The sequence below is a fragment of the Streptomyces sp. UF-297 genome (assembly GCF_058245575.1).
In genome coordinates, this window is record NZ_JBSIBZ010000040.1 from 20,841 (window position 1) to 45,599 (window position 24,759).

The 24,759-nt window shown below is 73.3% G+C and carries 19 protein-coding genes; 7 read left to right on the plus strand and 12 right to left on the minus strand.

Features of this window, described 5'->3' with window-relative positions; genetic code table 11:
* Window positions 1-104 precede the first annotated feature (104 nt).
* The 3 genes from AC4IJH_RS22475 to AC4IJH_RS22485 form a co-directional block, all read right to left on the minus strand.
* Window positions 105-1,079, minus strand: coding sequence for an NAD-dependent epimerase/dehydratase family protein (locus tag AC4IJH_RS22475; protein WP_490853611.1), 975 nt, complete (start codon window positions 1,077-1,079; stop codon window positions 105-107).
* Between the two features lie 100 nt (window positions 1,080-1,179).
* On the minus strand, window positions 1,180-5,982 hold the full coding sequence (locus tag AC4IJH_RS22480; protein WP_490853612.1) for an ATP-dependent helicase: 4,803 nt from the start codon (window positions 5,980-5,982) through the stop codon (window positions 1,180-1,182).
* Window positions 5,983-6,171: 189 nt separating this feature from the next.
* Entirely contained in the window at window positions 6,172-7,113 is a 942-nt protein-coding gene (locus AC4IJH_RS22485) for a hypothetical protein (RefSeq protein ID WP_490853613.1), read from the minus strand.
* A 79-nt stretch (window positions 7,114-7,192) separates the two neighbouring features.
* Between AC4IJH_RS22485 and AC4IJH_RS22490 the strand changes: the two genes are divergently transcribed.
* The gene (locus tag AC4IJH_RS22490; RefSeq protein ID WP_490853614.1) at window positions 7,193-7,387 is read left to right on the plus strand and encodes a DUF3046 domain-containing protein; all 195 of its coding nucleotides are present in this window, start codon (window positions 7,193-7,195) and stop codon (window positions 7,385-7,387) included.
* Between the two features lie 158 nt (window positions 7,388-7,545).
* The gene (locus AC4IJH_RS22495) at window positions 7,546-8,823 is read left to right on the plus strand and encodes an AI-2E family transporter (RefSeq protein ID WP_490853646.1); all 1,278 of its coding nucleotides are present in this window, start codon (window positions 7,546-7,548) and stop codon (window positions 8,821-8,823) included.
* Between the two features lie 79 nt (window positions 8,824-8,902).
* Here AC4IJH_RS22495 and AC4IJH_RS22500 read toward each other — a convergent pair whose 3' ends face one another.
* Window positions 8,903-10,150: an arsenic transporter gene (locus AC4IJH_RS22500; RefSeq protein ID WP_490853615.1), complete on the minus strand. Its 1,248-nt coding sequence runs from the start codon at window positions 10,148-10,150 to the stop codon at window positions 8,903-8,905.
* A 267-nt stretch (window positions 10,151-10,417) separates the two neighbouring features.
* Between AC4IJH_RS22500 and recA the strand changes: the two genes are divergently transcribed.
* The 3 genes from recA to AC4IJH_RS22515 all read left to right on the plus strand — a co-directional run bounded on the left by recA (window position 10,418) and on the right by AC4IJH_RS22515 (window position 15,116).
* Complete coding sequence (recA, locus tag AC4IJH_RS22505; RefSeq protein ID WP_490853616.1) at window positions 10,418-11,548, plus strand: recombinase RecA; 1,131 nt, start codon at window positions 10,418-10,420, stop codon at window positions 11,546-11,548.
* Between the two features lie 6 nt (window positions 11,549-11,554).
* Window positions 11,555-12,340, plus strand: a complete 786-nt coding sequence (gene recX / locus AC4IJH_RS22510) for a recombination regulator RecX (protein ID WP_490853617.1) — start codon at window positions 11,555-11,557, stop codon at window positions 12,338-12,340.
* Window positions 12,341-12,551: 211 nt separating this feature from the next.
* Window positions 12,552-15,116, plus strand: coding sequence for an ABC transporter permease (locus AC4IJH_RS22515; RefSeq protein ID WP_490853618.1), 2,565 nt, complete (start codon window positions 12,552-12,554; stop codon window positions 15,114-15,116).
* Between the two features lie 189 nt (window positions 15,117-15,305).
* On the opposite strand, the gene AC4IJH_RS22520 is transcribed toward AC4IJH_RS22515, so the two are convergent.
* From AC4IJH_RS22520 to AC4IJH_RS22555, 8 genes are all read right to left on the minus strand, one after another.
* Window positions 15,306-15,683, minus strand: a complete 378-nt coding sequence (locus tag AC4IJH_RS22520) for a rhodanese-like domain-containing protein (RefSeq protein ID WP_490853619.1) — start codon at window positions 15,681-15,683, stop codon at window positions 15,306-15,308.
* 31 nt (window positions 15,684-15,714) lie between these two features.
* Entirely contained in the window at window positions 15,715-16,275 is a 561-nt protein-coding gene (locus AC4IJH_RS22525) for a cupin domain-containing protein (protein ID WP_490853620.1), read from the minus strand.
* A 226-nt stretch (window positions 16,276-16,501) separates the two neighbouring features.
* Window positions 16,502-16,588 carry a putative leader peptide gene (locus AC4IJH_RS22530; protein ID WP_490853647.1) on the minus strand — a complete coding sequence of 29 codons (87 nt, stop codon included), beginning with the start codon at window positions 16,586-16,588 and terminating at the stop codon, window positions 16,502-16,504.
* A 33-nt stretch (window positions 16,589-16,621) separates the two neighbouring features.
* Complete coding sequence (locus AC4IJH_RS22535) at window positions 16,622-18,337, minus strand: FAD-dependent oxidoreductase (protein ID WP_490853621.1); 1,716 nt, start codon at window positions 18,335-18,337, stop codon at window positions 16,622-16,624.
* Window positions 18,338-18,500: 163 nt separating this feature from the next.
* Window positions 18,501-19,496, minus strand: a complete 996-nt coding sequence (locus AC4IJH_RS22540; RefSeq protein ID WP_490853622.1) for an amino acid ABC transporter permease — start codon at window positions 19,494-19,496, stop codon at window positions 18,501-18,503.
* Window positions 19,493-20,140: an amino acid ABC transporter permease gene (locus tag AC4IJH_RS22545; protein WP_490853623.1), complete on the minus strand. Its 648-nt coding sequence runs from the start codon at window positions 20,138-20,140 to the stop codon at window positions 19,493-19,495. Before AC4IJH_RS22545 ends, AC4IJH_RS22540 begins: the two co-directional genes overlap by 4 nt.
* A 212-nt stretch (window positions 20,141-20,352) precedes the next feature.
* Window positions 20,353-21,261: a glutamate ABC transporter substrate-binding protein gene (locus AC4IJH_RS22550; RefSeq protein WP_490853624.1), complete on the minus strand. Its 909-nt coding sequence runs from the start codon at window positions 21,259-21,261 to the stop codon at window positions 20,353-20,355.
* An 84-nt stretch (window positions 21,262-21,345) separates the two neighbouring features.
* Window positions 21,346-22,131 carry an amino acid ABC transporter ATP-binding protein gene (locus tag AC4IJH_RS22555; protein WP_490853625.1) on the minus strand — a complete coding sequence of 262 codons (786 nt, stop codon included), beginning with the start codon at window positions 22,129-22,131 and terminating at the stop codon, window positions 21,346-21,348.
* 409 nt (window positions 22,132-22,540) lie between these two features.
* Here AC4IJH_RS22555 and AC4IJH_RS22560 point away from each other — a divergent pair, with 409 nt between their 5' ends.
* Together AC4IJH_RS22560 and AC4IJH_RS22565 are read left to right on the plus strand one after the other, a co-directional pair.
* A complete protein-coding gene (locus AC4IJH_RS22560) occupies window positions 22,541-23,308 on the plus strand; it encodes a response regulator transcription factor (RefSeq protein WP_490853626.1) in 768 nt (255 codons plus the stop codon).
* A gap of 16 nt (window positions 23,309-23,324) precedes the next feature.
* Window positions 23,325-24,752 (plus strand): sensor histidine kinase, encoded by a 1,428-nt coding sequence (locus tag AC4IJH_RS22565; RefSeq protein ID WP_490853627.1) that lies wholly within the window; start codon window positions 23,325-23,327, stop codon window positions 24,750-24,752.
* Window positions 24,753-24,759: the final 7 nt, after the last annotated feature.

The following is a 24,759-nucleotide window of genomic DNA, read 5'->3' on the forward strand; positions in this document are numbered from 1 at the left end:
CGGGGATGGGCGGGGTGATCTTGGGGGTGTCGTCACGGTCCCGCCGCTCGGCCGGAGGGGCCGTGACGTTTCGGCGGGCGGGGCCGTGAAGACGGGCCGGGGGCTCAGGGGGTGAGGAGCTTGGCCTCGGCGGTGGGGGAGAGGCCGATCTCCGGGCGCTGGGGCGGCGGCCCGGGGAGGGTGCGCAGCCAGGACCAGGTGTCGGCGACGGTCTCGGCGGCCGGACGGCAGCGCAGCCCGGCGGCGAGTGCCTTGGAGACGTCGCCGCGGTAGAAGGCGTCGTGGGTCTCGCCCGGCGGGAGCCAGATGGGGAGCTCGGTGAAGGGCGCGATGCCCGCGTCGAGGATGTCCTGCGGGGCGGTCCAGTGCAGCCGGGCGTCGGAGCGGGTGGTCTCCAAGCAGGCCTGGAGCAGCTCGCCCATGGTGGTGTGGTCCGGCGGGCAGATGAGGTTGTACGGGCCGCCGAGCCCGCGCGATGCGGCGTCCAGGGTCCAGGTGGCCAGGTCGCGTACGTCGATGAACTGGACCGGGAGATCGCGCGGGCCCGGTGCCAGGACGGGGCCGCCGCGGGCGATGCGGCGCAGCCACCACGGCAGCCGCCCGATGTTCTCCCAGGGGCCGAGGATCACGCCCGCGCGGACCAGCAGCGCGTGGTCGCCGAAGGCGTCGGTGGCGGCCAGTTCGCCGCCCCGCTTGGCCTGGGCGTACTCCACCGCGCCGGCGTCGGGGGAGCCCGCCACCAGGGGGTCGCTCTCGTCGCCGCCCGCGCGGACGGGCGGGGCGTACACCGAGCGGCTGGAGATGTAGGAGTAGTGACCGACGCGGCCGGCCAGCAGGCGGGCGGCGTCGCGTACGCCGGAGGGTGTGGCGCTCCAGGTGTCCACGACCAGGTCCCACTCGCCGTACGCGAGAGCGCTCAGGCCGTCCGGGGCCGTCCGGTCGCCGAGCAGGGCGGATGCCCCGGCGGGTGGTGCGTGGTGTCCGCGGTGGAAGACCGTGGTCTGCCAGCCGCGCGCCAGCGCTTCTTCGGCGACCGCGCGTCCGACGAATTCCGTCCCACCCAGTATCAGAAGCCTCATGGGGCCGACTCTGCCCTCCGGCCGTCGCGAAGGGAACCGTTGCACGCTCTCGGCGGAATCGCGGTGGGAGGCGGGGAGTTGCCGCCCACCGCAGGCGGGGTCATGGGCGCAGCCTCAGGCCGCGCGGGGTGGCGTGGAAACCGGCGGCTTCCAGGGCGGGGGACAAGGGGGAGGTGAGGGCGGGGGTGCCGTTGATGCGCTCGATGGTGGTGGTGCCCAGTGCGCCGGCGCGCGCGGCGGTGGTGAGGGCTTCGAAGGCGAGCCGCAGCCAGGGGCCGGCGGCGGGGTCGACGGGATCTTCGGGGGCTTTGGGGGCGCCGTCCTCGGAGCGCTGCCAGGCGAGCAGGGTCTTGCCGCCGCGCTCCATGTAGAGGGCCAGTTCGCCGTCGACGAGGACGACCAGGGAGCCCGCCTTGCGGCCGGGCTTGTGGGTGGAGCCCTGCGGGGGCTCGGGCCAAGGGAGGGCGGCGCCATAGGCGTTGGCGGGGTCGGCGGCGGCGAGGACGGCCGTACGCGCCCCGGCCGAGGAGGAAGGGGCGGAGCCGGGGAAGGGGGCGGGGGCGTCGGCGGAGCGGTCGCGGGCCGTACTGATGGCGCGCAGGCGGTCCACCGCGCCGTCCATCGCGAACTGGGCGGCGCCCAGGCCCTCGACGACATAGCCGCGGCGGGCCTGGCCCAGCTCCTCGAAGGCCGCCAGGACGCGGTAGGCGGCGGAGAAGCCGCCCTCGACGCCTTCGGCGGCCACCGCGCCACGGGTGACCACGCCATGGCGGTCCAGGAGCATACGGGCCAGGGCGTGGGCGCGGTGGGTGGGGTCGGGCTCCAGGGCGGGGAGCAGGGACCAGCGGCCCGCGACGGTCGGGGGGCCGGAGCGGGAGGCGGTGGGGCGGCCCGTACGTCCGGCGGCGGCCGTGAGCGAGCCGTATCTGCCGCGGGGGACCGGGCGCTTGGCGCGGTGGGCGGTGGAGCCCGCCGTGCGCCCCGAGCCCAGCAGCGCGCGCAGCGGGGCGAGGGTGTCGTTGGTCAGGCGGCCGGACCAGGCCAGGTCCCACAGGGCGTCGGCCAGTTGGGGGTCGCTCGCCTCCGGGTGGGTGGTGGCGCGGACCTGGTCGGCGATCTGGCGGAAGAAGAGGCCGTATCCGGGGGCGAGGGCGGTGAGCAGGGACTCGTGGAGCGCGGTGAGTTCGAGGGGGTGCGGGGGCGGGAGGAGGAGCGGGGCGGTGTCGGCGAGATAGAGGGAGAGCCAGCCGTCCTTGCCGGGCAGGGCGCCCGCACCGGCCCACAACACCTCGCCGGTGGCGGTGAGTTCGTCCAGCATCGCGGGGGCGTAGTCGCGGACGCGGGAGGGCAGGACGAGCTTTTCCAGGGCCGAGGCGGGGACCGGCGCGCCCTGGAGCTGCTCGATGGCGCGGACCAGGCCGTCCGGGCCGCGCAGGCCGCCGCTGCCCAGGTGCTGCCACTGCGGGAGGAAGGCGGCCAGCGCGGCGGGCGGGACCGGCTCCAGCTCGTGCCGCAGCGCGGCCAGGGAGCGGCGGCGCAGACGGCGCAGGACCTGGGCGTCGCACCATTCCTGGCCCGGGCCGTGAGAAGGGGCGGCGCGCAGCGCTTCCGGGGAAGGGTGGTGGTGGGCGACGGGCGGGCGGAACTCGCCCTGGACGACCCGGCCCGCGGCGGCCAGGCGGTGCAGGGCGCCGTCGGTGACGGCGGTGCCCAGGCCGAAGCGGGCGGCGGCCTGCTCGGAGGTGAAGGGGCCGTGCGTACGGGCGTAGCGGGACAGGAGGTCGCCGAGCGGGTCCTTGACCGGTTCGGTGAAGGACTCCGGGACGCCGACGGGCAGGGCCGTGCCGAGGGCGTCGCGCAGGCGGCCGGCGTCCTCGACGGCGGCCCAGTGGTCGCGTCCGGCGATACGGACCGCGATGGCGCGGCGGGCGGCGGCCAGGTCCTGGGCCCAGCCCGGCTGTGCGCCGCGCTCGGTCAGCTCGGCCTCGGTGAGCGGGCCCAGGACGCGCAGCAGGTCCGCCACGCCCTCGGCGTCCTTGACGCGGCGCTCGTCCGTGCGCCACTGCAGCTCGCGCTCCAGCTCGGCCAGGACCTCGGCGTCCAGCAGCTCGCGCAGCTCGGCCTGGCCCAGCAGCTCGGCCAGCAGCCGGGAGTCCAGCGAGAGGGCGGCGGCGCGGCGCTCGGCGAGGGGGGAGTCGCCCTCGTACAGGAACTGGGCGACGTAGCCGTACAGCAGCGAGCGGGCGAAGGGGGAGGGCTCGGGGGTGGTGACCTCGACCAGCCGCACCCTGCGGGACTCGATGTCGCCCATCAGCTCGGTCAGGCCCGGCAGGTCGAAGACGTCCTGGAGGCACTCGCGGACGGCCTCCAAAACGATGGGGAAGGAGCCGAACTCGCTCGCCACCTGGAGGAGTTGGGCGGCGCGCTGGCGCTGCTGCCACAGCGGGGTGCGCTTGCCGGGGCTGCGGCGCGGCAGCAGCAGGGCGCGGGCCGCGCACTCGCGGAAGCGGGCGGCGAACAGCGCCGAGCCGCCGACCTGGTCGGTGACGATCTTGTCGATCTCGTCCTTGTCGAAGGGGACGTCGGCGGCGCCCACCGGGGACTGCTCGGGGTCGTACTCCAAGCCGCGCGAAGCGGTGCCGCCGGAGGCGTCGGCGTCGAGGAGGTCCAGGCCCATCAGATCGGCGTCGGGCAGGCGCAGCACGATGCCGTCGTCGGCGTGCATCACCTGGGCGTCCATGCCGTAGCGCTCGGCCAGGCGGGCCCCCAGGGCCAGCGCCCAGGGGGCGTGCACCTGCGCGCCGAAGGGGGAGTGGATCACCACTCGCCAGTCCCCGAGCTCGTCGCGGAAGCGCTCGACGACGATGGTGCGGTCGTCGGGGACATGGCCGCAGGACTGCTTCTGCTCGGTGAGGTAGGACAGGACGTTGTCGGCCGCCCACTGGTCCAGGCCCGCGGCGGCCAGCCGCTCGCGGGCGGACTCGGGGGCCAGGGAGCCGATCTCGCGCAGGAACGCGCCCAGCGCGCGGCCCAGTTCGAGGGGGCGGCCCAGCTGGTCGCCCTTCCAGAAGGGGAGCCGGCCCGGCACGCCCGGGGCGGGGGAGACCAGGACGCGGTCGCGGGTGATGTCCTCGATGCGCCAGGAGGTCGTGCCCAGGGTGAAGACGTCGCCGACGCGGGACTCGTAGACCATCTCCTCGTCCAGCTCCCCGACGCGGCCGCCGCCCTTCTTGGGGTCGGCGCCCGCCAGGAACACGCCGAACAGGCCGCGGTCGGGGATCGTGCCGCCGGAGGTGACGGCCAGCCGCTGCGCCCCCGGGCGGCCCGTGACCGTATGGGCCACGCGGTCCCAGACCACCCGGGGGCGCAGCTCGGCGAAGGCGTCGGAAGGGTAGCGGCCCGCGAGCATGTCCAGTACGGCGCTGAAGGCGGACTCGGGCAGCGAGGCGAAGGGGGCGGCGCGCCGGACGAGGGCGAGCAGCTCCTCGACGTCCCAGGTGTCCATCGCGGCCATGGCGACCAGCTGCTGGGCGAGGACGTCCAGCGGGTTGGCGGGGATGCGCAGCGACTCGATGGCGCCCGCCCGCATCCGCTCGGTGACCACGGCGGCCTGGACGAGGTCGCCGCGGTACTTGGGGAAGACCACGCCCGTGGAGACGGCGCCGACCTGGTGGCCGGCCCGGCCGACGCGCTGCAGCCCGGAGGCGACCGAGGGCGGCGACTCCACCTGGACCACCAGGTCCACCGCTCCCATGTCGATGCCCAGCTCCAGGCTGGAGGTGGCGACCACGGCGGGCAGGCGCCCGGCCTTCAAGTCCTCCTCCACCTGGGCGCGTTGCTCCTTGGAGACCGAGCCGTGGTGGGCACGGGCCAGGACTGAGGGCGCCCCCTTGGCGGCGCCGGCCTCGGCCATCAGCTCGGCGGGGGAGTGGTGCTCGGGCAGTGCCTGGCCCGTCTCCCGCTCGTAGGCGATCTCGTTGAGGCGGTTGCACAGGCGCTCGGCCAGGCGGCGGGAGTTGGCGAAGACGATGGTGGAGCGGTGGGCCTGGACGAGGTCGGCGATCTTCTCCTCGACATGCGGCCAGATGGAGGGCTTGTCGCCGCCCGGGTCGGAGTCCTGGGCCGAGGCGCGGGCCGAGGACTGTGCGGGGGAGCCGCCCAGCTCACCCATGTCCTGGACGGGGACGACCACCGAGAGGTCGAACTCCTTGCCGGAGGGCGGCTGCACGATCTCCACCCGCCGCCGGGGCGAGAGATAGCGGGCGACCTCCTCCACCGGACGCACCGTCGCCGACAGGCCGATACGGCGGGCCGGGCGCTCGAGCAGTTCGTCCAGCCGCTCCAGGGAGAGCGCGAGATGCGCCCCGCGCTTGGTGCCCGCGACGGCGTGCACCTCGTCCAGGATGACGGTCTCCACGCCCTGGAGGGCCTCCCGCGCCGAGGAGGTCAGCATCAGGAACAGCGACTCGGGGGTGGTGATGAGGATGTCCGGCGGGCGGTTGGCCAGGGAGCGGCGCTCGCCCGCCGGGGTGTCGCCGGAGCGGATGCCGACCCGGATGTCGGGCTCGGGCAGCCCCAGGCGGACCGACTCCTGGCGGATGCCCGTCAGGGGGCTGCGCAGATTGCGCTCCACATCGACGGCGAGGGCCTTGAGGGGGGAGACGTACAGCACCCGGCAGCGCTTCTTGGGCTCGGCCGGCGGGGGTGCGGCGGCGAGGCGGTCCAGCGAGGAGAGAAAGGCCGCGAGGGTCTTGCCGGAGCCGGTCGGCGCGACCACGAGCACGTCCGACCCCTCGTCGATCGCCCGCCAGGCGCCTTCCTGTGCCGAGGTGGGCGCGCTGAAGGCTCCCGTGAACCAGCCACGGGTCGCGGGGGAGAACGTGTCGAGCGCTGTCCGAGCCATGTCCTCCATCGTGCACCCGGCCACTGACAACGGGCCTGGCACGCGCTGCGTGGGCAGGGCGGACGGGCGGTCCGGGCCGCCCCGGCGCTCGGCCGGACGGACGACTGGCCGGCAGTGCGCGGGCGGGCGCCGTACGGGGGCGTACGCGCGTTCGCGGAGCCGCCGCCGGGACCACGGCCGATGGAGCGGCTAATCGATCCGGCGCCCGTAGGCGCGCAGCGTCAGAAGGGCCTTGAGGGTCACGATCGGGCGGCTTTCCAGGGCCGTACCCGGCGCCCACTGCCGCCAGTTGACCGGCCAGCCGCCGTCCTCCTCCTGGAGGGAGAGCAGGTGGTCCAGCGCCCGGTCCAGCTCCGCGTCCGTGAACCAGCGGCGGGCCAGCGAGCCGGGCAGCGGCGCGACGTCGTACGCGAAGTGGTGCTCCCCGGGCGCGTACCCCTCGGCCACCGGGGTCCGGGCCGCCCGCTGAGGCTCCACGACGATCAGCTCCTGTTCCCGTACGAGCCGGCCCAGGCGCTGCGCCGCGGCCTCGGCGCGCGGGCGGTCCGGGACGCCGTCCAGGAAGGCGAGGGCCGCCTCGACCTCGTAGGGGTGGGTCTTCTCCAGGGTCTCCACCGCGTGCCAGCAGTAGTCGGTGGCACGGAACAGCCAGGCGTGCCAGACCTCGTTGCGGTGCAGCAGCCCCACTACGGGGCCGGTGGCCAGCAGGTCGCTGGGCGGGTCGTCCACCAGCGGCATCCAGGGAGCCGCCGGATAGCCGCGCAAGGAGGGGTGCAGGGCGGGCAGCGCGCCGTCCGGCGTCGAGATCCGCGTCAGATAGCGGCAGATCCGCTCGATGTGCTGCCCCGCGCACCGCCCGATCAGGTCCAGCACGCTCAGCGCGTGCGCGGTGTGCAGGGGCTGGCTGACCGGGCCGCGCAGGTCGGGCTCCAGGGCGTGGCCGTAGCCCCCGTCGTCGTTGAGGTACGCGGCGAGCGCGGTCTCCACCGCGCCGGCACCGCCGTCGCCTTTCCCCGCGTCGTTGAGGAAGTGGTACTCGAATCGGCGCTGCTCGAGCACGCGGGCGGTGAGCCAGACGAAGCGCTCGGCACGGGCCAGAGGGGTCAGCGGTGGGCTTACGTTTTCGGCCATGGACAGACGGTAGGGCCCAGCGCACGGCAGGACAGCGCCTCGCGCACGGCTGCACTCTCAGGGGCGGGATACTGGACGCATGCGGTTGACGGTCTTCTGGCAGCGGATGGCGGATCACTTCGGTGAGAGCTACGCCGACTCCTTCGCGCGCGATCATGTGATGTCCGAACTCGGCGGCCGTACCGTCCACCAGGCACTGGACGCGGGATGGGGCGCCAAAGAGGTCTGGCGCGCGGTCTGCGCGGCGGTGGACGTCCCCTACGACAAGCGCTGAGCCGCGCGCGGACGACAGGGAACCGCGGCCCGGGCGGCGACTCGCGGGGCAGACACGGGACTGTCATATCGGTGCGCGACACTTGGCCCGTGCCAGCGACTGCGAAGACCACCAGCAACGACGACCGACGACCACCGGGCGGCGAGCGACCCGCCCGGATGCCGCGCTGGCTGCCCCGCGCGATGGTGCTGGCGCTCGCCCTGGTGGCCTGTTTCCAGCTCGCCAGCTGGGCGTTCCACCAGCTCATCTCGCTGTTGCTGAACGTACTGATCGCCTTCTTCCTGGCGCTGGCCGTCGAGCCCGCGGTGGACTGGATGGCCGCGCGGGGCATGCGGCGCGGAGCGGCGACCGGCATCGTCTTCTTCGGGATCTTCATCGCGACCGCGGGCTTCTTCACGCTCCTGGGATCGATGCTGGCGGGCCAGATCACCGACATGGTCGAGGAGTTCCCGCAGTACCTGGACTCCGTGATCAGCTGGATCAACACCACCTTCCACACCGAGCTGTCGCGGGTGGAGGTCCAGAACAACCTGCTGAACTCCGACTGGCTGCAGAAGTACGTCCAGGACAGCGCCAACAACGTCCTCGCGGTCTCGGCGACCGTCCTGGGCAGCCTGTTCAACCTCCTGACGGTGACGCTGTTCTCCTTCTACTTCGCCGCCGACGGGCCACGGCTGCGCCGCGCACTGTGCTCCGTGCTCCCGCCCACCCGGCAGGCCGAGGTGCTGCGCGCCTGGGAGATCGCGGTCGCCAAGACCGGCGGCTATCTCTACTCGCGCGGCCTGATGGCCCTGATCTCCGGCCTCGCGCACTACATCCTGCTGGAGATCCTGGGCGTGCCCTACGCCCCGGCGCTGGGCATCTGGGTCGGCCTGGTCTCGCAGTTCATCCCGACCATCGGCACCTATCTCGCGGGCGCGCTGCCCATCCTGATCGCGTTCAAGGAAGACCCCTGGTACGCGCTGTGGGTGTTCTGCTTCGTCATCGTCTACCAGCAGTTCGAGAACTATCTCCTGCAGCCGCGCATCACGGCCAAGACGGTGGACATCCACCCCGCCGTCGCCTTCGGGTCGGTCATCGCGGGTACGGCCCTGATGGGCGCGGTAGGCGCGCTGATCGCCATCCCGGCGACCGCGACCCTGCAGGCCTTCCTGGCCACGTACGTCAGGCGCTACGCGGTCACCGACGACTCGCGCGTCGAGGGGCGGGGGCGGCGCAGACGGGACTCCTCGGTGTTGGCGCGGGTGCGCAGGTCGCTGCGTGAAGAGCCGCCGTCGGCGCCGTTCGACGAGGAGCGCAGTGGGGCGGGGGCCGAGGGCCCGGAGCGTGGCCGTGAAGAGGACGGCCGGGAGAGCGGCGGTCGGGACAGCGGTCGGGAGGGGACGGACGGCAAGGGGGGAGCTGAGGGGGAGCGCGGGGAGCCGGGGGCCAAGTAGGGCCAGCGGGGGAGGGGCAGCCGACGGTGCTCTGGTGGTGCCCTGGCGGCGCCCCCTGATGGCGCCCTTATGGCGCCCGTCAGCCTCCGGTGAGCTGGAGCGAGAGCCACAGGGCGACGGTCGACAGCGTCAGGGCCGCGGGTGTGGTGAGCAGGCCGAGGAGGGTGAACTCCCCGAGGCCGACGGCGTGGCCGTGCTGGTGGGCGATGCGGCGCCACAGGAGGGTGGCGAGCGAGCCGGCGTAGGTGAGGTTGGGCCCGATGTTCACGCCGATCAGTACGGCGAGGACGGCGCCGGGGCCCGAGGACGCGGCCGGGGGGACCAGCGCGAGGACGGCCGGCAGGTTGTTGATCAGGTTGGCCAGGACGGCGGCCACCGCGGCGGTGCCGAGCAGCGCGGGCAGGGACGTGCCGTCGGGAAGGAGCCGGTCCAGGGCCTCGCCGAGGCCGTTGTCGAGGACCGCCCGGACGACGATGCCGAGGGCGAGGACGAAGGCCAGGAACGGCACGGAGGCGGAGCGCAGCAGCGTGGCCGGTGTGGTGCGGCGGCGGGCGAGGGCGCGTACGGCCATGACGAGCGCGCCCGCGGCGGCGGCCCAGGCCGGGTCGGTGCCCAGGGCGGAGGCGACGGCGAAACCGGCGAGCGTGGCGGCCACGGTCACCAGGGCGAACAGGGGGGCGCGCACCGGTTCCGCCGGGGCGCCGCCGTCGGCCACGGGGGCGAGGTCGGCGGCGAAGAAGCGGCGGAAGACGCCGTACTCGACGGCGATCGCGGCCAGCCAGGGCAGCGTCATCAGGAGGGCGAACCGCGTGAAGGTCAGGCCCGTGGCGGAGAACGCGAGCAGGTTCGTCAGGTTCGAGACGGGCAGCAGGAGCGATGCCGTGTTGGACAGGTGGGCACCGGCGTAGACGTGCGGCTTGGGCCGGGCGCCCATACGGGCCGCCGTCGCGAAGACCACCGGGGTCAGCAGGACCACGGTGGCGTCCAGGCTCAGGGCCGCGGTGATCACCGAGGCGAGTACGAAGACGGAGCCGAGCAGCCGCTGCGGGCGCCCGGCCGCCCAGCGTGCCATCCAGATGCCGCAGGTGTGGAAGAGCCCCTCGTCGGCACAGAGCTTGGCGAGCACCAGGACCGCCGCGAGGAAGCCGATCACCGGGCCGAGCCGTTCGGCCTCCTCCCGGACGTGCTCGAGCGGGACCGCCCCGGCCGTGATCACCACGCCGGCGGCAGGCACCGCGAAAGCGGCCTCGGGCCACCGGAAGGGGCGGACGACGGCGCATACCAGCACCACGACCAGGGCGGCGACGGACAGGGATTCGACGAGCATGGCCCCGATCATCGCGGGCGGCTGTGTCCACCGCGTTCACTGTGTCCACGACAGGGGCGCGTGCTCCGCGTGGTGAGCTTGACAGCAAAATCGAACATCCATTCTTATGGAAGTTCCGACCCGTGTTTCGGCCCGAGTTCTCGCGGATTTCTCGCCGTGGGACCCGGAGTTATCCACAGGCCGGAGCCGGGTCCGGGCGCGTTGTCAGTGGCAGGCGTTAGCGTCATGGACGTGAAGCGATCGACTCAAGCAAATCGGGTGGAACCCATGGCAGGCACTGACCGCGAGAAGGCGCTGGACGCCGCACTCGCACAGATTGAACGGCAATTCGGCAAGGGTGCGGTGATGCGCCTCGGCGAGCGGCCGAACGAGCCCATCGAGGTCATCCCCACCGGGTCGACCGCTCTGGATGTCGCGCTCGGCGTCGGCGGCCTCCCGCGCGGCCGCGTGGTGGAGGTGTACGGGCCGGAGTCCTCCGGTAAGACGACCCTGACGCTGCACGCGGTGGCCAACGCGCAGAAGGCCGGCGGCCAGGTCGCCTTCGTGGACGCCGAGCACGCGCTCGACCCCGAGTACGCCAAGAAGCTCGGCGTGGACATCGACTCCCTGATCCTGTCCCAGCCGGACAACGGCGAGCAGGCCCTGGAGATCGTGGACATGCTGGTCCGCTCCGGCGCGCTCGACCTCATCGTCATCGACTCCGTGGCCGCCCTGGTGCCGCGGGCCGAGATCGAGGGCGAGATGGGCGACTCCCACGTCGGCCTCCAGGCCCGTCTGATGAGCCAGGCGCTGCGGAAGATCACCAGCGCGCTCAACCAGTCCAAGACCACCGCGATCTTCATCAACCAGCTCCGCGAGAAGATCGGCGTGATGTTCGGCTCGCCGGAGACCACGACCGGTGGCCGCGCGCTGAAGTTCTACGCCTCGGTGCGTATCGACATCCGCCGTATCGAGACCCTCAAGGACGGCACGGAAGCGGTCGGCAACCGCACCCGCTGCAAGGTCGTCAAGAACAAGGTCGCCCCGCCCTTCAAGCAGGCCGAGTTCGACATCCTCTACGGCCAGGGCATCAGCCGCGAGGGCGGCCTGATCGACATGGGTGTGGAGCACGGCTTCGTGCGCAAGGCGGGCGCTTGGTACACCTACGAGGGCGACCAGCTCGGCCAGGGCAAGGAGAACGCCCGCAACTTCCTCAAGGACAACCCCGACCTCGCCAACGAGATCGAGAAGAAGATCAAGGAGAAGCTGGGCGTGGGTGTGCGCCCGGAGGACGCCGCGGGCGAGCCGGGCGCGGACGCCGCCGGGGCCGCCGAGTCCGGTGCGGAGCCCGCCAAGTCCGTGCCGGCGCCTGCCACCAAGGCCGCCAAGGGGGCCAAGGCCGCCGCGGCCAAGAGCTAGTCCGCCGTGACACGGCGAACGGAGTGGCCCGACAGTGGCGGCAGCGCAGGCCGGCACGGTGACCGCGGCATCGGCGGTGGCCACCGTGACAGCGGCCTGATCGACGCCGACGGTGGCTTCGGCCCCGTCGGCGGCGATGGCGGCCCGCCCTTCGGCGGCGAGGACGACGGCGCCTTCGGCAGCGGTGGCGGGGGTGCCGCTGCCGGGGGTGAGCGCCGTCGTGGCCGCAGAGGCCGTACGGACAGCGGTGGTTCCGCCTCGTCGAGGGCCGAGCCGGGGCCGCCGCGTACGCCCGAGGAGCAGGCGCGGGCGATCTGTCTGCGCCTGCTCACGGGCACCCCGCGCACCCGCAAGCAGCTCGCGGACGCCCTGCACAAGCGGGGCATCCCCGAGGACGCGGCCCACGAGGTGCTCTCGCGCTTCGAGGAGGTCGGGCTGATCGACGACGCGGCCTTCGCCGGCGCGTGGGTGGAGTCCCGCCACCACGGCCGGGGCCTGGCCCGCCGTGCGCTCGCCCGCGAACTGCGCACCAAGGGCGTGGACTCCGCGATCGTGGAGGAGGCCGTCGGCCGGCTCGACTCCGAGCAGGAGGAGCACACCGCCCGCGAACTGGTCGCGCGCAAGCTGCGGGCGACCAGGGGCCTGGACCGGGACAAGCGCCTGCGGCGGCTCGCCGGGATGCTGGCCCGCAAGGGATACCCGGAGGGCCTGGCCCTGCGGGTGGTCCGGCAGGCCCTCGAAGAGGAGGGCGAGGACCCGGAGTTGCTCGACGGGCACTTCTCCGGGGAGTGAGCCCGAGCGCTCCGCCGGCGGCACGGCCAGGGAACCGCAGGCCCGTGAGAGTGAGCCGTCGGGCGGGCGCTTCCCCGAAGGAGGGGGTGGGCGTGGTGAGGGGGTCCTCTGGAGGCGGGCGGGCCCCGTAGGGCGGTAGGGGGATATCCCCCGGAAGAGACGCCGGTCAGCCGGAGTGCCCGGGGTGCATGGTGCGCGTCAGGCTGGGCTCATGATGGTGCGTTATGCGATCCGGAGCCTGCGGGCCCGCAGAGGCGGATTCCTCGGCGCGTTCCTCGCGCTGCTGTGCGCGGCGGCGCTGATCACCGCCTGCGGAGCCCTGCTGGAGACGGGGCTGCGGGGCCGGGTCGCCACGGAGCGGTACGCCGCCGCGCCGCTGGTCGTCGCCGCGGACCAGAACGTCCACCACACCACCGTCACGCACAAGGGCGACGGTCGGACCAAGGTCAAGCACAAGCAGAAGCCGCTCACGGAGCGCGCCTGGCTGCCGCAGGAAGTGGCCCGGAAGGTCGCGGCGGTGCCCGGGGTGCGCGCCGCGGTCTCTGAACTGACCTTCCCCGCGCAGGCGTTGGTCTTGCGAGGGGCGGGTGCGGGCCCGGCGTCGTACGGCCACGCCTGGTCCTCGGCCGCCCTGACGCCCTTCACCCTGACCGAGGGGCGCGCTCCTGAGGCCGCGAGCGACCTGGTCGTCGACCGGGCACTGGCCGACCGCGCCGGTCTCACCGTCGGCGACCGGCTGACCGTCCAGTCCACCGCGGCCCCGCGGACGTACCGCATCACCGGCATCGCCGCTCCTGCGGCCGCCCCCGCCTCCGCGACCCCCGCCGCGCTCCGGCATCAGACCAGCCTGTTCTTCTCCGACGCCGAGGCGGCGCGGCTCGCCGGCCGGCCCGGGCAGGTCGCCGCCGTCGGTGTGCTGCCCGAAAAGGGCGCCGATGCGGGGCAATTGGCGACGAAGGTGGAGGGCGCCCTCGCCGGTACCGTCGCGCGGGTGCACGCCGGTGAGAGCCGGGGCCTCGCGGAGTTCCCGGACGCGGCCAAGGCCCGTACCAAGCTCATCAGCATGGGCGGCGCGATCGGCGGCACCGCGCTGCTGGTCGCCGTCCTCGTGGTCGCCGGCACCTTCGCCCTCTCCATCCAGCAGCGCCACCGCGAACTCGCCCTGCTGCGCGCCATCGCCGCCACCCCGGCACAGATCCGCGCCCTCATAGGGCGCGAGGCGCTGCTGGTGGGAGCCGTGGCGGGGGTCCTCGGCGCGCTCGCCGGGCTGCCGCTCGCGCACTGGCTCCTGGGCCGGTTCACCGCCATGGGCGCGGTGCCGGCCACGATCGAGCCCGCCGTCGGTCTCTTCCCGATGCTCGCGGCCGTCGCCGCGACGGTGCTCGGGTCTTGGACGGCCGCCCGCGTCTCCGCGCGCCGCGTTTCCCGTATCCGGCCCGCCGAGGCGCTCGGCGAGGCCGCCGTCGAACGCCCCCGTCCCGCACTGGCCCGCACCGTCGCGGGCCTGGTCCTGCTCGCCGGCGGCACCGCCTTGATATTGCTCCTGACCGGGCTGGACACCGAGCCCTCCGCAACTCCCGTGACCTACCTGGCCGTTGTGGTCCTGGCCGGTGCCGTGGCGCTGCTCGGCCCGGTGCTCGTACGGGCCACCGCCGCACTGCTGTCCGGCCCTTTGCGGTCGGCCCGCCCCGGCGGCCACCTGGCCACCGCCAACCTGCGCGGCAACGCGATTCGCATGGCCAGCGCCGTCACACCGCTCACCCTGCTGATAGGCCTGGCCTCCACGGTCGTCTTCGTCCAGCCCACCCTCGGGCACGCCGCCCAGCAGCAGGTGCGGGACGGCATACGCGCCGACTGGGTCCTGGCCTCCCAGGGGCCCGGCGTCCCCTCCGCCGCGGCCTCGGCCATCCGGGCGATGCCGGGCGTCACCGCCGCCACCGAGGTCGTACGGACCTCCGTACGCGTCGGGCTGGAGAAGTTCAGCGCCCAGGGCGTCACCGGGCGGGGGCTGGAGCGGACCTGGGACCCGAAGGTCGACCAGGGGACGCTGGCGGGCTTCGGCGCGGGGGACGTCGCCGTCAGCCGCACGGCGGCCGACAGCCTGGGCGTCCGGCCCGGCAGCGAGGTGCGGCTCACCCTCGGCGACGGCACGCCCGCCACCGCGAAGGTCAAGGCCGTGTACGCGAGCGGGCTGGGCTTCGGCGACCTGACCCTGCCGCACGAGCTGGTCGTACGGCACCTCGACAACCCCCTCGCCGCCGCGGTCCTGGTCGCCACCGACCGCGACCGTGCCCAACTGGGCGCTGCAATAGGCGACTTCCCCGGCGTGCGGGTGCTCTCGCCGGGCGAGGCCGGTGCCGAGCGGAGCGAGCGGGACGGCGCGCAGGCCGGGGTCAACCACCTCGCCATGGGCCTGATCGTGGCCTTCACCGCCATCGCGGCCGTCAACACCCTCGCGATGTCGACGTCGGAGCGGGTGCGGGAGTTCGCGGTGCTGCGGCTGACCGGGGCCTCGCGCCGCCAAGTGCTGCGCATGCTGCGGCTGGAGGCGCTGAGCGTGCTGCTGCTGGCCGTGCTCCTCGGCAGCGGCACAGCCGCCGCCGTGCTGACCGCGTTCAGCGTCGGCATCACGGGGGCCGCGGCGCCCGCAGTACTCCCCTCGGTGTACGCCTTGATCGTGGCCGCGGCCGGGCTGCTGGCGCTGACGGCGACCGCCCTGCCGGGCCGGGTGGCGCTGCGGCCGCGGCCGGTGGAGGTGGCCGCGTCGCAGCGGTGAGGCGTGCGCTCGGCCGGCGTGAGCAGGCGCGGTCAGCCGTCCGCGGCCCGGTGGGGCCGGTCGCGCTCACGCGGCGGAGCCGCACAGCGACGCTGCCCCGCGCCCGTTACCTGCGCCCTCATGGGGCACGGGAGCACGCCGGACCTCGGCTACGGGGTACGGGAGCACGCCGGACCTCGGCAAGCCCGCTCAGCCGCTGACCGGCAACCCCGCGGCCCGCCAGGCCTGGAAGCCGCCGATCAGGTCGGTGGCGCGGCGCAGGCCCAGCTGTCTCAGTGAGAGGGCGGCGAGACTGGACGCGTAGCCCTCGTTGCAGATCACCACGACGGGCAGGTCGTGACTGCTCGCTTCCGGGAGGCGGTGGTCGCCCGTGGGGTCCAGGCGCCACTCCAGTTCGTTGCGCTCCACGATCAGCGCGCCCGGGATGGTGCCGTCCCGCTCGCGCAGCGCCGCGTAGCGGATGTCCACCAGCAGCCCGCCGCCCTGCCGGAGGGCGGCCGCCTCGTGCGGTTTCACCCGGTCCAGTTCACCGCGTGCCCGCTCCAGCAGGTCGTCGATGGCGCTCATGCCCTGATCCCTTCGTGCCCGGCGAACTCGTTCACTCCCACTCCTCGGGCCGCTCCACCTCTTCCAGCCGCAGTACGGGCCCGGTGCGGCTGTAGCGCCGCATCAGGGGCAGCGGCGGGTAGTAGGCGTGCACCGATACGGCGTGGGTGTCCGGGGAGGCGTTGAACACCTGGTGGACGTGGTGCGGTCCGAAGGCGCGGCCGCGGCCGCCGGACAGCAGGCGTTCGCGGTCCACGCCGTCGGCCAGCTCCAGCGTTTTCCAGCCCTCGGTGGGCAGTTGGGCCGCCAGCGACTGCTCGGTCAGCGCGCCGGCGGCCGCCGCGAACGCGCCGCGGGAGCCGCCGTGGTCGTGCCAGCCGGTGCCCGTACCGGGCGGCCAGCCGATCAGCCAGGCCTCGCTGCCGCCGGGGCCCTCCAGCCGGATCCAGGTGCGGCCCTGCGGGTCCAGCGGCAGCGAGGAGATCAGGGCGCGGTCCGCTGCGGTGCGGCGCGCGAAGTCCAGGAGTTCGGACGCGGCGGGCCCGCCGTCCGAAGTGCGGTGCGAGGTGTGGTCCGTGGTGTCGGGGCGTGCGGGGGTACGTACGTCGGGCACGGCAGCCGTCCTGAGTGATCGCGAAGGAGTGCGCGGACCCGCGGCCGGGCGAGGGCGGAGCGACCGGCGGCGTACGGGCCGACAGCGCACCGCCCGGCCGCGTGCGCACCGAGGACCGAGCGGTCCACGGCGCAGCAGCGGGAGAGACGGCGGTCGGCCGCGAGAGGCGAGAGCCGGTGATCCGGACCCGGCGGGGCTCAGGGCCGCGCGAGGGGAGAGATGCGGATCAGCAGGAGGCAGGACACACACAGCCCGCGTAGCGGACCAGGTCCAGATGGACCCTCCGCCAGAAGCGCGAACCGGTATCAGTCACGCTTCGGAGTCAAGCACGGTGCCGAGCGCAAGGTCAACCGCCCGCCGGGGAGACCTCGGACTCCGTGGAGCGCGCCGTCGGCGTGCCCTGCTGCGCCACGCGCCCCACCGCTCCGCCGCGCACCGCGTCCGCGCAGGCGAACAGCTCCGCCGGCCGCACCCCGGCCAGCGACGCGACCAGGTGCCCGTCGGGCCGTACCACCAGGACCGTGTGCGCGGCCGCGCCCGGATACTCCTCGGCGACCAGCACCTCGGCCTTCATCGGCAGTGCGGAGGCCGTCCCGGTCAGCCGTGGCATCAGCCCCGCCGACATCCAGTGCCGCCGCTCCCACACGCCCGTACCCGGCGCGATGAGCACCGCCAGCAGCCCGCGGCCCAGGCGCTCGCGCAGCTTGACGGTGGCGCCGTCCGACGCCGTCACCCACACATCGGCGACCGGCGCGCCCGGCGCGGTGTCCACCGGAAGCGTGGCGGCGGGGTCGGTGGCCGGGGCCAGCGGCGACTGCGGGTAGGCGGGGGGTGCGCCCAGCGGGCCGCGCCCCAGGTGCCCGTCCGCCAGCATCGCGGTGCGCCCGCGCGCGGCGCCCGGCACCACACTGCGCCAGCCCACGGCGCGCCCCATGCCCTCGCGCAGCATCGGCAGCGCCTGGTCGGCGGCGCGCAGCCGGGCCGCGACCGAGCCCCGCCGCTCGGCCTGATAGCTGTCCAACAGTGTTTCGGAGGCGCCCTGGTGGTAGGCCAGGGCCAGCTTCCAGGCGAGGTTCTCGGCGTCCCGCAGCCCCTCGTCCAGGCCCTGGGTGCCCAGTGCGCCCAGCAGGTGCGCGGCGTCGCCCGCCAGGAAGGCCCGGCCGCGCCGCCAGCGCCGGGCCAGGCGGTGGTGGACGGTGTGCACGCCGGTGTCCAGGAGTTCGTACGCGGGTACGCCGGGCGAGGCGGCCCCCTCGCCCGGTGCGCCCTCGGCGCTCCAGCCCGCCAGGGAGTCCCGGATACGGGCCACCAGCGCGTCCGGCGTGACCAGGTCGCGGCCGGGCGGCAGCAGCCAGTCCAGCCGCCAGATGCCCTGCGGCAGCGGGCGGGCCGTCACCTCGCCGCCCGGGCCGCCGGCGCCGTGCCGGCCCGGGGCGCGGTGCAGCAACGCCTCGCCGGGCCAGGGGAGTTCGGTGCGCAGCGCGGCGACCGCGTGGCGCTCGACGGCGGTGCGCCCGGGGAAGCGGATGTCCAGCAGCTTGCGGACGGTGGAGCGGGGGCCGTCGCAGCCGATGAGGTAACTGCCGCGCCACCATGTGCCGTTGGGGCCGCGGGTGTGTGCGCTGATGCCCCGGCGGTCCTGCTCCAGCTCGTCCAGCCGGCTGCCCGTGACGACCTGCGCCAGCTCCTCGCGGGCCAGTGCGGCGCGCAGTGCGCGGGTGAGCGCGTGCTGGGGCACATGGACCGGCGGCACCCCGCCGGTCGCGGACCCGGAGGCACCGGAAAGCGTTCCGGTGCCGAACTCCACCCGCTCCAGCAGCTTTCGCCGCCGTACCGTACGCCACGCCGTCCATCGCGCGCCTGCCGTTCCGAGCGCGTCCCCGCAGCCGAGGCGGGCCAGGAAGGCGGCGGTGTCCGGCCGGAGCACGGCGGTGCGGGCGGGGCGGGTCTCCTCCCGGCCCTCGCTCTCGTCCAGCACGACGCAGGGGACGTCCAGACGGGTCAGGGACAGGGCCAGGGACAGGCCGACCGGGCCCGCCCCGACGACGATCACCGGGTCCACGGCGCGGCTCCCTGGGCCCGGTAGTGCTTACGGGACGTACAGGAACTGGCAGTTGGAGCCCGGTGCGCGATCACACAGCGTATGCAACCCATTGCGGGCGCCCGCGTCAAGTGACGGGGGCAGCGGCACGAGTGCCACTGCACCCTGAAGAAACGTCATACTGTCAGGTTGCGCGGCCCGCGGGGCCGTCACCCTCTCCGTCCGGCCGTCGGTCCTCGATACCACCCGGCGGCTGGGCCCTGGGCCCTTCGGTCGTCGCGCCGTCGACCACGTCCAGCGCGTCCGTGGCGGCGACCGGCTGCTCGGCCGGTGCGACGGCGATACCGGTCTTGGCCCGGCGCCCGCGCCGCTCGATCCAGGTGGCCAGCGCCGACAGCAGCAGACACATCGCGACGTAGATGACACCGCCGACGAGGATCATCGGGAAGTACGGGTTCTCGTCGTTGATCAGGATGTTGCCCGCCATCTGCTGGATCGCGAACAGCAGCTCCTGATAGGTGATGACGTAGCCCAGCGAGGTGTCCTTGAGGGTCACCACCAGCTGGCTGATGATCGTCGGCAGCATCGAGCGGACGGCCTGCGGGACCAGCACGGTCGTCATGACCTGCGTCTTGCGCATGCCCAGCGCGTAGGCCGCCTCGCGCTGCCCCTTGGGCACGGCGTTGATGCCCGCGCGCAGCACCTCGGCCTGCACCGAGCCGTTGTAGACGGTCAGCCCGATCACCAGCGCCCAGAACTGCGTCCCCTCGCCGGTGAATCCCAGCTCGGACTTGTAGGTGAGGAAGAGCACCCACAGGACGTAGATGGTGATCAGCAGCGGTACGGCCCGGAAGAGCTCGATGAACGCGGTGGCCACCCAGCGCACCGGCTTGTGGTCCGAGAGGCGGGCCACGGCGAGCAGTACGCCCAGGACCAGGGAGAGCACCGCGGCGACCGCGAAGACCTGAAGGGTCGTCAGCACGCCGTCGCGGATGTTGGTGCGTACCCCCGCGTTGTTGAAGATGTCCCACATCTCCGGCGCGAACTGGCCCTTGGCGTTCAGCCGCAGCACCGCGAAGACGATCAGGCCGGCGACGGCGAGCCCGCCGACGACGGAGTAGATCCGGTTGCGCAGACGGGCCTTGGGCCCGGGGGCGTCGTAGAGGACGTTAGAGCTCATCGGGCGACCTCCAGACGCCGCTCCAGCAGGCGGAACAGACCGCTGATGGCGAAGGTGATGATCAAGTAGGCGAGGGCGATCCACAGGAAGATCCAGCCGATCGCCTGGCCGCGGTCGCTCAGGTCCTTGGAGATGTTGAACAGCTCGACGTTGCTGAACGCGCCGGCGATCGCGGAGTTCTTGGTGAGCGCGATGAAGATGCTGCTCAGCGGCGGGATCACGGTCCGTGTGGCCTGCGGCAGCACGATGATGCGCAGCGTCTGGATGAAGGTCATCCCGATGCTGCGGGCCGCCTCCGCCTGCCCCAGCGGCACGGTGTTGATGCCGGAGCGCACCGCCTCGCACACGAAGGAGGAGGTGTAGAAGCCGAGCGCCAGCGTCGCCAGCAGGAAGGGGCTGGTGCCGGGGAAGAGGATCTGCGGTATCACGAAGAACGCCACCAGGAACAGCAGCGTCAGCGGGGTGTTGCGCAGCAGCGTCACCCATACGGTGCCGAAGGCGCGCAGCGGCGGGACGGGCGAGACCCGGAATCCGGCGATGATCAGGCCCAGGACGAGGGCGAGTGCCGCGCTGGCCGCGGTGAGCGACAGGGTCCCCAGGAATCCGTCGCGGAACTGTGGGAAATTATCGAGGAGTACGTTCATGGGTTCTCCGCGGTGGCGGTCAGATCGGCTTCTGGCCGGTCTCAGGTCTGCTTCGTGGCGGCGTCAACTCGGCGCCTGGCCACGGGTGTACGGGCGTTGCCGACGGGATACGGGGCCGCGGACACGAGGCACCGCGCCCCGTACGCGCGCCGCGGCGGGCGTACGGGGCGTGACGGGGCAGCGGGCGTGCCGGAGAGTGCGCCGGCGGTGTGTCAGTCGCGCGGCAGCGGCGTCTTGGGCTCCTTGTACGCCGAGTTCGACTTGCCGAGCGTGCCCTCGTACGCCTTCTTGTAGTCGCCGTTCTTGATGTGCTTCTCCAGCGCGTCGGTGACCGCCAGGCGCAGCGCCTTGTCGTCCTTGTTCATGCCGACGCCGTAGGGCTCGGTGGTGAACGGCTTGTTGAGGACCTTGAGCTTCTTGGGCCGCTCGGCGGCGTAGCCCTTGAGGATCGCGTCGTCGGTGGTGACCGCGTCGACCTGGCGGTCCAGCAGCTGCTTGACGCACAGTGAGTACTTGGACAGCTCGGTGGTCTCCGCGCCGTACTTCGCCTGCTTGATCTCGCGCAGCGGCGTCGAGCCGACGATCGAGCAGACCTTCTTGCCCTTGAGGGTGGTCGGCCCGGTGATGTCCTTCTCGTCGATGCGCACCAGCAGGTCGGCGCCCGCGGTGTAGTACGGGCCCGCGAAGCCGACCAGCTTCTTGCGGTCGTCGTTGATGGTGTACGTGCCCACGTACAGGTCGACCTGGCCCTTGGAGATCGAGGTCTCGCGGACGTTGGAGTCCACGGTCTTGAACTCGATCTGCTTCTCGGAGAAGCCGAGGTCGGCGGCGACCATCTTGGCGATCTCGATGTCGAAGCCGGAGCGGTTGCCCTGGGTGTCCTGGAAGCCGAGGAAGGGCTGGTCGGCCTTGGCACCGATGACGATCTTGCCGGCCTTCTGGGCCTTCTTCAGTGTCGGCGAGTCCACCTTCACGTCCTTCGCGACCGCGTAGCTGCCGCTGAACACCTTCTCGCCCTTGGGCTTGTCGCCTGCCGTGCCCGACTCGCCGCCGCACGCCGTCGCGGTCGCGGTCAGCGCGAGCACCACCGAAGCCGCCGCGGCCGTCTTACGCATCCTCATGGTGAACATCCTTTGGTTCAGCGGGTGTTGCCCAGATCTTGGCAGTCATCGTGAGCCACTTCACTCCCCTTGGTCGCGGGGATTTCAGTGGTGCAGGATCTTTGAGAGGAAGTCCTTGGCCCGGTCGCTGCGCGGGTTGTTGAAGAACTGGTTGGGCTCGGCCTCCTCGACGATGCGGCCGTCCGCCATGAAGACGACGCGGTTGGCGGCCGAGCGCGCGAAGCCCATCTCGTGGGTGACCACGACCATCGTCATGCCGTCCCGGGCGAGCTGCTGCATGACCTCCAGCACCTCGTTGATCATCTCCGGGTCGAGCGCGGAGGTCGGCTCGTCGAAGAGCATCACCTTGGGGTCCATCGCCAGCGCGCGGGCGATCGCCACCCGCTGCTGCTGGCCGCCGGACAGCTGTGCGGGGTATTTGTCCGCCTGATTGCCCACGCCCACCCGGTCAAGGAGCGTACGGGCCTTCTTCGCGGCCTCCGGCCGGGCCGTCCTGCGGACCTTGGTCTGGCCCAGCATCACGTTCTCCAGCACGGTCTTGTGCGCGAAGAGGTTGAAGGACTGGAAGACCATGCCCACATCCGCACGCAGCCGCGCCAGCTCCCGCCCCTCCTGGGGCAGCGGCCTGCCGTCGATGGTGATGGCCCCGGAGTCGATGGTCTCCAGGCGGTTGATGGCGCGGCACAGCGTCGACTTGCCGGACCCGGAGGGCCCGATCACGACCACGACCTCGCCGCGGCGGATCGTCAGGTCGATGTCCTGGAGCACGTGCAGCGCGCCGAAGTGCTTGTTCACGTTGTCCAGCACGACCAGTTGGTCGGCGGCCGGCGCCGGCCCCTCGGCGTTCTTGGTCACCGATACTTCGCTCATCGGCGGGTGCTCCGTCCTCCTCGGTTGGGGAGGACCCTAGTGACGCCCTGCGACCAGCGTCATTACATCTGAGGGGAAATTGAGCATAACGATCCGGCCGCGATGGGACACTCTGCGTGAAGGGGGCGTGGAGTGGAGTAGTCGCGGCGTACCGGCTGGATAACGGATGGCGGTGTCGAGCGGCTGCCTCTTGACGGGCGGGCCGCCCATCGCCGTAGATGCCCTGTGTCCGTACGGAAGGTCCGTACAAAGCCCGGCGCGTGCCCGACGGGACGCCCCGCACCCGCCAGGGCGGCCGCGGGCGCGAGGCGGCGCCGCAGGGCCCCACGGCGGGACCGGCCGGAATCCGGCGGCGCACCGCTGGGACAACGGCGCGAGAACGGCGAGAAATCGGCGAGAAGGAGGGACGATGCGGCTGCTGCTCGTGGAGGACGACGACCATGTCGCCGCGGCCCTGTCGGCGATTCTGGCCCGGCACGGCTTCGACGTGGTCCACGCGCGCAGCGGGGAGGAGGCGCTCCAGGCGCTGCTGCCCGCCGCCGGCGCGCCGTTCGCCGTCGTCCTGCTCGACCTCGGCCTGCCCGACCAGGACGGCTTCGAGGTCTGCGGGCGCATCCGCAAGCTGTGCAGCACCCCCGTGATCATGGTGACCGCGCGCGCGGACGTGCGCTCCAGGATCCACGGGCTCAACCTCGGCGCCGACGACTATGTCGTCAAGCCGTACGACACAGGGGAGTTGCTGGCCCGTATTCACGCGGTGAGCCGGCGCACCACTTCAGGGCCGGGGCAGGGATCTCCGGCCGTCTCCCAGGACGCGCCCGCCGACGACCGCGGCCAGGCGGCGGACGACGCACTGCGGCTGGGCGCCGTCACCGTCGAACTGCCCACCCGCCAGGTCACGGTGGAGGGCACCACCGTCCCGCTGACCCGCAAGGAGTTCGACCTGCTCGCCCTGCTCGCGCAGCGCCCCGGCGTCGTCTTCCGCCGGGAACAGATCATCAGCGAGGTGTGGCGTACGAGCTGGGAGGGCACGGGCCGCACCCTGGAGGTGCACATCGCCTCGCTGCGCGCCAAACTCCGCATGCCCGCGCTGATCGAGACGGTCCGCGGCGTCGGCTACCGCCTGGTCGTACCGGCGTCCCCCGTGGCGCCGTCGCGCCCGCCCACCACGCGCTGAAGGCCCGTACGGACGCGTGCGGACCCGACTCCTCCCGCTGCTCATCGTCCTGCTGGCCGGTGTGCTGCTCGCGCTCGGCCTGCCGCTGGCGGTCTTCCTGGCCGCCTCCGAGCAGCAGAAAGTGGTCGTCGACCGGATCGACGACGCGGCCCGCTTCGCCTCGCTCGCCCAGTTCGTCACCGCCCGCCAGAACGACCAGGGCACCGACGGCCGCTCCGGGCCCATCGGCGAGGACGAGCGCCTCACCGCCCTGGAGAGCGAACTCGAGCGCTACCACGAGCTGTACGGCATCCGGGCCGGCGTCTTCTACCGCGACCGCGAACCGATGGCGGCGGCCCCCGCGGGATGGCGGGTGCCCCGCACGGGCGAGGGCGCCCGGGCCTTCAGCGAGGCGCTGGCGGGGCGCCGCAGCCACGACCCGCGCCAGGTCTGGCCCTGGGACAACGGCCGGGTCCCGGTCGCCTCGCCGGTCATCCGCGACGGCGACGTGGTCGCCGTGGTGGTCACCGACTCGCCCACGGGACAGATGCGTTCGCGCATCCTGCACGGCTGGCTGCTGATCGGCGCGGGGGAGTGCGGCGCCATGCTGCTGGCCGTCGGCGCGGCCTTCCGCCTCACCAGCTGGGTGCTGCGCCCGGTACGCACCCTGGACGCCGCCACCCACGACATCGCCACCGGGCGCATGAAGTCCCGGGTCGTGGCCTCCGGCGGACCGCCCGAACTGCGCCGCCTGGCCCGCTCGTTCAACGAGATGGCCGACAACGTCGAGGACGTACTGGAACAGCAGCGCGCCTTCGTCGCCGACGCCTCCCACCAGCTGCGCAACCCGCTGGCCGCGCTGCTGCTGCGCATCGAGCTGCTCGCCCTGGAACTCCCCGACGGCAACGAGGAGATCGCCTCGGTACGCACCGAGGCCAAGCGGCTGGCCCGCGTCCTGGACGACCTGCTGGGCCTGGCGCTCGCCGAGCACGCCGACGCCGACGTCAAGCTCACCGACGTCGCCGCGCTGGCCGCCGAGCGCGTGGACTCCTGGCGCCCGCTGGCCGACGACAAGGGCGTGCGCCTGGAGTACGACGGACTGGCCGCCGTGACGGGCTGGGCCGACCCCGTCGCCCTGTCCAGCGCGCTGGACGCCGTCGTCGACAACGCCCTGAAGTTCACCCCCGCCGGAGAGCGGGTCACCGTCGCCGCCACCCCCGACTCCGACCGCGTGCGCATCACCGTCACCGACCACGGGCCCGGCCTGACCGAGGACGAACTCGCCCGCGTCGGCGACCGGTTCTGGCGCAGCGGCCGCCACCAGAACATCTCGGGCTCGGGCCTGGGCCTGTCCATCGCCCGCGCCCTGCTCACCGCGGCCGGCGGCACCATCTCCTACGCGCCGCGCCGCCCCCACGGCCTGCGCGTCACCGTCACGGTGCCGCGCACGGAACCGCACCACTGAGGGCGGC

What these genes read in the sequence shown, in the direction of transcription:
- AC4IJH_RS22540 (WP_490853622.1), bottom strand. Translation starts at nt 19,496, where the DNA reads ATGAGCTCTAACGTCCTCTACGACGCCCCCGGGCCCAAGGCCCGTCTG.
- AC4IJH_RS22520 (WP_490853619.1), bottom strand. Translation starts at nt 15,683, where the DNA reads ATGAGCGCCATCGACGACCTGCTGGAGCGGGCACGCGGTGAACTGGAC.
- AC4IJH_RS22545 (WP_490853623.1), bottom strand. Translation starts at nt 20,140, where the DNA reads ATGAACGTACTCCTCGATAATTTCCCACAGTTCCGCGACGGATTCCTG.
- AC4IJH_RS22485 (WP_490853613.1), bottom strand. Translation starts at nt 7,113, where the DNA reads ATGGCCGAAAACGTAAGCCCACCGCTGACCCCTCTGGCCCGTGCCGAG.
- AC4IJH_RS22475 (WP_490853611.1), bottom strand. Translation starts at nt 1,079, where the DNA reads ATGAGGCTTCTGATACTGGGTGGGACGGAATTCGTCGGACGCGCGGTC.
- AC4IJH_RS22560 (WP_490853626.1), top strand. Translation starts at nt 22,541, where the DNA reads ATGCGGCTGCTGCTCGTGGAGGACGACGACCATGTCGCCGCGGCCCTG.
- AC4IJH_RS22490 (WP_490853614.1), top strand. Translation starts at nt 7,193, where the DNA reads ATGCGGTTGACGGTCTTCTGGCAGCGGATGGCGGATCACTTCGGTGAG.
- AC4IJH_RS22480 (WP_490853612.1), bottom strand. Translation starts at nt 5,982, where the DNA reads ATGGCTCGGACAGCGCTCGACACGTTCTCCCCCGCGACCCGTGGCTGG.
- AC4IJH_RS22555 (WP_490853625.1), bottom strand. Translation starts at nt 22,131, where the DNA reads ATGAGCGAAGTATCGGTGACCAAGAACGCCGAGGGGCCGGCGCCGGCC.
- AC4IJH_RS22515 (WP_490853618.1), top strand. Translation starts at nt 12,552, where the DNA reads ATGATGGTGCGTTATGCGATCCGGAGCCTGCGGGCCCGCAGAGGCGGA.
- recA (WP_490853616.1), top strand. Translation starts at nt 10,418, where the DNA reads ATGGCAGGCACTGACCGCGAGAAGGCGCTGGACGCCGCACTCGCACAG.
- AC4IJH_RS22550 (WP_490853624.1), bottom strand. Translation starts at nt 21,261, where the DNA reads ATGAGGATGCGTAAGACGGCCGCGGCGGCTTCGGTGGTGCTCGCGCTG.
- AC4IJH_RS22495 (WP_490853646.1), top strand. Translation starts at nt 7,546, where the DNA reads ATGCCGCGCTGGCTGCCCCGCGCGATGGTGCTGGCGCTCGCCCTGGTG.
- AC4IJH_RS22500 (WP_490853615.1), bottom strand. Translation starts at nt 10,150, where the DNA reads ATGCTCGTCGAATCCCTGTCCGTCGCCGCCCTGGTCGTGGTGCTGGTA.